The sequence below is a fragment of the Novipirellula sp. genome, from assembly GCF_041583735.1.
Classification (GTDB): domain Bacteria; phylum Planctomycetota; class Planctomycetia; order Pirellulales; family Pirellulaceae; genus Novipirellula.
The window spans coordinates 1-6,339 of sequence record NZ_JBFHFD010000502.1 but is presented as its reverse complement, the minus strand read 5'-3'; the positions used below and the strand labels follow the sequence as shown (position 1 = coordinate 6,339).

Genomic DNA, 6,339 nt, shown 5'->3' with positions numbered 1-6,339 from the left:
ACTAATCGTCGTGCGATGATACAGCGTTTGCCAAAGTCACGTGTCTGCTCTTGATCGGCCCCGTACATCGCAATCGTTTTTGCATCTTCGCTACTCAAATCCACCGCCTCGGGCGCAGCAGATTGCATTTTGTAAGCCAGTTCGTAACTGGCGATCCGTGACGACAAATCACTATTGTTTTCGCGTGAAATCAGATGTCGATTGTTTGCTTTTTGGATCGAGTCGATCAATTGTCGCTGAACACCTGCGGGCAAATCGCTTGGCGGAGCCATATCCAAGATCGGAGCTCCTTCGGCGCGAAACACGTTGCCTTGGTATGTGGCCGGCATGTAGCCACTGCTCCAGTTTTTCGCGCCGCTGATCGGACCACCACTGGGGTCGAGCATGACGACGAAACCGGGCAGGTTCTCATTGACGCTGCCGAGCCCGTAGGTCAACCATGATCCCATCGCCGGGTTGCCTGAGAGAATTCGGCCACTGTTCATCATCAACATCGCGGATCCGTGGATCGGTGAATCGGCGGTCATCGAGTGCAAAAACGCGATGTCATCGACATGATTTGCGACGTTAGGAAACAGCGAACTGACCCACTTTCCGCATTCGCCGTGCTGTTTGAACTTCCAGCGGGGTTCAACGATACGGCCGCCACTTTTGTGGCCGCCGCGGCCAAACGTTTTGACGTCGACCGTCTTTCCGTCCATGCCGATCATGTTCGGTTTGTAATCGAACGTATCGATATGGCTTGGCCCGCCATACATGAACAGAAAGATCACCGACTTTGCTTTGGGAGCGAAGTGGGGTGGCTTGGCCGCTAATGGATTCACAAACGGCGAATCGGATTCCGATGCCGTCGCGTGACCGAAAAAACCATCGGATCCGAGCATCGAAGCGATCGCCGCAGCGCCGAAACCACCGCCGGTTTGCCACAAGAATTCGCGGCGAGTGCGGCCGCAGAAGTTGTCTCGCTTGGTCATGTTCGGGCTCTCAGTGATTGTTTTTCGGGGGGTAGAAAGTCAAGCCGCATGCCGGCTTTGAGATCAGATCAATCTGCGTTTAATCGACAAACAGAAACTCGTTCCAATTCATCACAGTCAAACAATACAGACTGACCGCTCGAGTGCGTGTGATTCCATCGTGCGACGCTAGCTTCTCGATCAATGCATCGCCGTCGGCAACTTCGGCATCGGTCGCTTGTCGAGCGAACGCGGCCATGATGGCTCGGCGAACAACCTCGTGATTCCCGACACTCGCCGCGTCAATCGACTTGGCAAACTTCGCTGACTGTTCGTGAATAAAGTCACTGTTCAACAGCGACAACGCTTGACCTGGCTGCAGCGTGGCAAAGCGAGCTTCACACGTCAGGTCGGGATCTGGAAAATCGAACGCAGTCAACAACGGCGTCAACAACGATCGTTTGACATGGATATAAACGCTACGTCGATTGCGTTGTTCTTCGGGTGAATCGCCCCAACCTTGGCCGGGCCGTGATTGCCCCGCCAATACTTCGGCAGACAATTTCTCATAGAAACTTGGTCCATAAACGCTTCGGTTCAGCGATCCGTTGACTGCCAGAATCGAATCGCGAACCTCTTCCGCACTCAGGCGACGTGGATCAAACCGCCAGAACAAGTCGTTCGCCGGATCGGTCGCCAACCCCTCGTCGCGACTCGCCGACGACATTTGGTAGGCCCGGCTATTCATGATCAGCCGGTGCATCTCTTTAATTTTCCAGCCACTTTGAATAAACGTTTGGGCCAGCCAATCGAGTAGTTGCGGGTGAGTTGGTGGCGTCCCAAGTTGGCCAAAGTTATTGCTGCTGCGAACGATGCCCCGTCCGAAATGGAATTGCCAGATTCGATTGACCATCACGCGAGCAGTCAGCCGGTTGTCATCGCTGACGACCCAATCTGCGAGCACGCGACGTCGTCCGAGCGATCGGTTATTGAACGCGTCGACTCGCGTCACTTCGTTTTTGGATTGGACTTCGGGAATGGCGGCTTCAAAAATCTCGGGGAACGACGGCTGCACCTCGTCGCCAGGTGAGTGCGGGTTGCCTCGGAACATCACAAATGTCTTGCCCGGTTTCGGCGGGTATTTGGCCAACCCCATGACCGAGTTTCGCGGCGGCAATTGTTTCAGTTCTCGCTGGTTCTCACGCAGTCGCTTGCGAAGTGATTCGTACCTCCGCCATTGATCGGAGCTAAGGTTTTCTTTGAGCTTTTCCTTGAGGATTTTGTCGCGTTCACGACGTAGGCCTTCGGTAGCCCGTTGATCCGGAGCGGACATTTTGACGATCCCCGCTTGCTCGATTTCGTGCATCGCCGCTTCGATCTTTTTACGGGCGACATCGTTGTCGTGATAACGGGCACTTAGCGCTGCGGACGTAACGTCAATCTGATTGTTTGCTGGATCGGTACCGCCCGACGCATAGCGAGTCACATCTTCGAAAAACGACAACATGCTGTAGTAATCGGTTTGCGGGATGGGATCGATCTTGTGGTCATGGCAACGAGCACAGTTGATCGTCAGCCCCAAGAACGCTTGGCCCGTCGTGGTGATCAAGTCGTCCATCTCGTCGAAACGAGCTTGGACAGGATCCGCAGGTTCGTCGTCCCAGATCCCCAGGCGATAGTAGCCAGTCGCGGTCAGAGTTTCGGTGGTTACTGAATCGAGTTCGTCGCCAGCGAGTTGCTCGCGGACGAATTGGTTGTACGGTTTGTCATCGTTAAAAGACTTGATGACGTAGTCACGATACTTCCACGCGTTTTCTTTGGGATTATCGCGTTCGAAGGAGTTGGACTCGGCGTAGCGAACAAGGTCCAACCAATGGCGTCCCCAGCGTTCGCCGTAATGAGGTGATTGAAGTAATTCGTCAACAAGGCTGGAGAACGCATCAACAGAATCATTCTTGACAAACGCCTCCACCGCCGCGGGCGATGGCGGCAACCCCGTCAGATCATAATAGGCGCGCCGCACCAACGTTCGACGGTCCGCCGAAGCGTTCGGTTTCAAACCGGCTTCGTCGAGCGATTTGTAGAGGAACGCGTCGATCGGGTTTTCATTCCACAAAGGATCCGCAACTTGCGGTGGATCCGGATTCCCCATCGGCTCAAACGCGAAATGTTTCCCCCAAGCGGCTCCTTCGGCGATCCACTGCGTTAGCAATTTGGCTTCGGCGGGAGTCACGGGATCGCCTTCGGGCGGCATGCGTTCAAATTCGTCGTCGGTGGTGATTCGTGCGACCAGCATGCTGGAGTCCACATCGCCTGCGACGATGGCAAACTCGCCAGACTCGGCTTCGGCAAACGCCGATTCCTGTTCTGCAAACGAGATCCCCCCTTCGGCTTTATCCGGGCCATGACAAGCGAAGCACCGCTTAGCCAAAATCGGTTGCACCTGTTTGGTAAAATCCACCGCCGCGGGTGGCGGCGTCTTCGCTGTCTCCGCCGCAACCTCGGCCGCATCCAAACGCGCCGTCATGCTTCCCATCGCTCCGCATAAACCGAAACTCGCCAACACGAGGGCCACGTTAGAGTCGAGCGGACGAAGAAAAACGGAGGCGATTTGTCGAATCATAATTTTTTTCTTGCCGTCGGTGGAAGGAGATAAAGACGGTGCGTTGAATCGAGCAAGGTGGGAGATGCAGCCAAGAAGGCACCCCATCATTGTGACAGGAAACGAGACCGCCGCCAAGTAGGATTCACGCATTGCAATTGAGATATATTGCCGCGAGATATTTTACCGCGTGCTCATTCACAAACCGCGGATTTCGTTGTTCTTATTGGCAGTTGGATCGCGGTTCTGCTAATCAGGGCGTCGAATCACGCAGACGCAAAGGAAGCTTCTTTCGCAAAACTTGCGTGAATTGGGTAGAGGTTTGCGAATTTGGTGGGAGGGGGCTCGGGAGCCTGGTTGTGAAACGCCGAGGGGTGGGTTCGTGAGGCAGGCGTGTGGAATGGACGCGTGGGGTGCGCGTACGGGACTCGTTGCCTCGTCCACTACGGGTGCGCGGACGGGCGTCGCGGACGGAGGTGTACGAGTGAACGCGAAGATCGACTAGGGAGCCAGCGTGAGCGCGTCCATGCGGCTTTTGATCGTCTTGTGGATCGTTTCGAGTTGCTGCTCAAGCTGTTGGTTTTGGTTGTACAACCGCACCAATTCTTGCCGTGTTTGCTCGACTCGCGTGGCGATCTCGTCGTGATACGCCTTGATTGCGAGCTTTTCCTTTTCAGTTTGATCGAAATCCTGCTCAAGCTTCAACTTGTCCGCTTGCGTGGACGTCAGCATGGCCTCGGTCGCTCGGATTGCTTCTTGCAGGACCGTTTTTTGATAATCCGCTTCTTGGACCTGAGATTCCAACGCTGTCAAACGAAGGCGGATGCGACGCAACACAAATCGATAATCGTTTAACGGTCGGATGTAGTATTGATTGATCAGCTTCACCACGCCGAGATCGATCAATTCGTTGGCCGCTTCTTCCTTAAGGACAAGTTGATCGCCGACGTTGAAGGACACATCGTCTTCTTCGCTGCGTTGCAAACGACTGTCCAAGGCACGTCCAGTACCGTCAAAGAAGTCGCCATCGGTCGCAGCAGTGGTGCGTTGCCCGTCAACTTGGATCTTGTGCTTTTTAATGAATTCAACGCGAGTCCAACGGCTCAGCGGCGGATCATCAGGCGTCGCTTGGCTGCCATCACGCAGGTACGAGTCCAACGTTTTTTGGCTCACCCCGGATTCAAACAGATCGGCAAGTAGTTTGTCGTCGACGCGTCCAAACAGGTGGTTTTCATCAGGAGTGCTGCCTTCGGCGATGAACATTTCGTGTCCATCAAGCGGCAGCATTTCATAGATCGACCATCTGCCGGCCTGCATGCTGGTGATCGAATCTTGTTGATTTTTTTCGAGCTTGCCGGTTGGTTGCAGTGTGACTTGGTCTGGAGTGCTCGAGATCACTCGAAACTCTCCCAGATAAAACCGGGGTAATTGCAGGTTCATATTTGGCATTGGTCGTTCGGCAAAACCATAAACGATCAAGCCTTCGGGGACCAAAGCTTCCGGGGCGGCGGCTGGTGCTGCCGCGGCGTCGTCTGCAGCCGGAGGGGCTCCGCCACCGTCATCAGGAATAATCGGAGCCGGTTGTGTGTTGGCAAGGACGATTCCCTTGAGGTCACCGTTTTTGAGTTCCAACGACCTCCAAACTCGACCTGCTTCGACCGAGATCACGGACAATTCGTGGTTCAACGCGACGACACCTTCGCCGGCTTCAGGGTCGGTCAAACTGCCAAACTTTAGCGTTTGATACTCTTGTTTCGCCTTTTCAGCTCGGACTTCGAGTTTTTCTTTGATTTGGTGCCATGCCGCACGGCTCTTGAGGGCCCCGGCGGTAGGAAAGATAAACAGCACGGCCAACAGCATGGTGATGCTGACGGTGACGAGGTGATACCACCGCCAAGTCGGTGCAGCCTTCCAAACGAGGACGAAGAAGCCGATCACGACAACGATCAGTAAGCCTAGAATAGCGTATTGCATGATCGTTTAAGCGAGAGGTTGAACAGGCATAAAGAGACGAAGAAGACGACCGCGAGGGTTCGGAGGCGGTTTGCGGTTGAGAGTCACAAACAAAAATGCCTCCGTTGGATAATAAGTTGGGCAAGATGCGCCGTCAAGCTTTTCTCGTAATCTGCGGGAGATTCGCGTGAACGTGTGAGCAAATTTGAGGCATCCGGTCCATTTTGCGGTTTCGATTCACGAGCTCTCCCCCCGCTGCAACCGCCGTCAAAGTCGCTGCAACCCGTACCGCCGTCATCGCATTGCCCCTCCCCACCGGCATAACCAAGCGATCCGGTGAAGACCGCACGTTGGCAGGCCGAATTCGTTAACTGTAGTGACGGATGTGCGTTTTGTAGGCATTGTCCCCAATAAATCAATTCTCTCACACCCGAATGCCCACGTGAGTAAATCCCACCCCCGATTGGCGGTCGGCTCGTCGATCGCCGCAGCACGGTTTGCGGCCCTCTGGTCCCAAGGTCGCAAGAGAATGAATCCTCTTTGCTGTACGTTGCTTTTGAGCAGCATGGTGCTCAGCAGCGTGGGTTGCCATCGTCAGTACTATCGCAAGCAAGCCGATTGCGAAGCCCATATGTTGTTGGACGAGAAATCGCAACACATCTCTCGCCCCCCCAACACGGCGTTGCGAATCGATGTCGATCGCCGCAGCCGGATGTTCAATCCGTTTGACTTGGATTTTCAACCGATCCCGACCGACGATCCTTCGTCGTACGAATACATGCAATGTGTTGATGGCCGTCGCGGCTACCCATTGTGGGAAGCATCCGGGGT

The 6,339-nt window shown here is 54.7% G+C and carries 3 protein-coding genes and 1 pseudogene; 1 reads left to right on the top strand and 3 read right to left on the bottom strand.

The window, feature by feature from the left end; all coding sequences use genetic code 11:
- The 3 genes from ABX962_RS26840 to ABX962_RS26830 form a co-directional block, all read right to left on the bottom strand.
- On the bottom strand, window positions 1–974 hold a 974-nt coding region (locus ABX962_RS26840; RefSeq protein WP_372723997.1), incomplete at its 3' end, for a DUF1501 domain-containing protein.
- 79 nt (window positions 975–1,053) lie between these two features.
- Window positions 1,054–3,576 (bottom strand): DUF1553 domain-containing protein, encoded by a 2,523-nt coding sequence (locus ABX962_RS26835; RefSeq protein ID WP_372723995.1) that lies wholly within the window; start codon window positions 3,574–3,576, stop codon window positions 1,054–1,056.
- Window positions 3,577–4,056: 480 nt separating this feature from the next.
- Window positions 4,057–5,529 carry a hypothetical protein gene (locus tag ABX962_RS26830; RefSeq protein ID WP_372723993.1) on the bottom strand — a complete coding sequence of 491 codons (1,473 nt, stop codon included), beginning with the start codon at window positions 5,527–5,529 and terminating at the stop codon, window positions 4,057–4,059.
- A 421-nt stretch (window positions 5,530–5,950) separates the two neighbouring features.
- Between ABX962_RS26830 and ABX962_RS26825 the strand changes: the two are divergent.
- Window positions 5,951–6,339, top strand: a pseudogene (locus ABX962_RS26825) (hypothetical protein); the annotation flags it as partial.

Coding starts and splice junctions, on each gene's coding strand:
- ABX962_RS26835 (WP_372723995.1), bottom strand. CDS start 3,576: ATGATTCGACAAATCGCCTCCGTTTTTCTTCGTCCGCTCGACTCTAAC.
- ABX962_RS26830 (WP_372723993.1), bottom strand. CDS start 5,529: ATGCAATACGCTATTCTAGGCTTACTGATCGTTGTCGTGATCGGCTTC.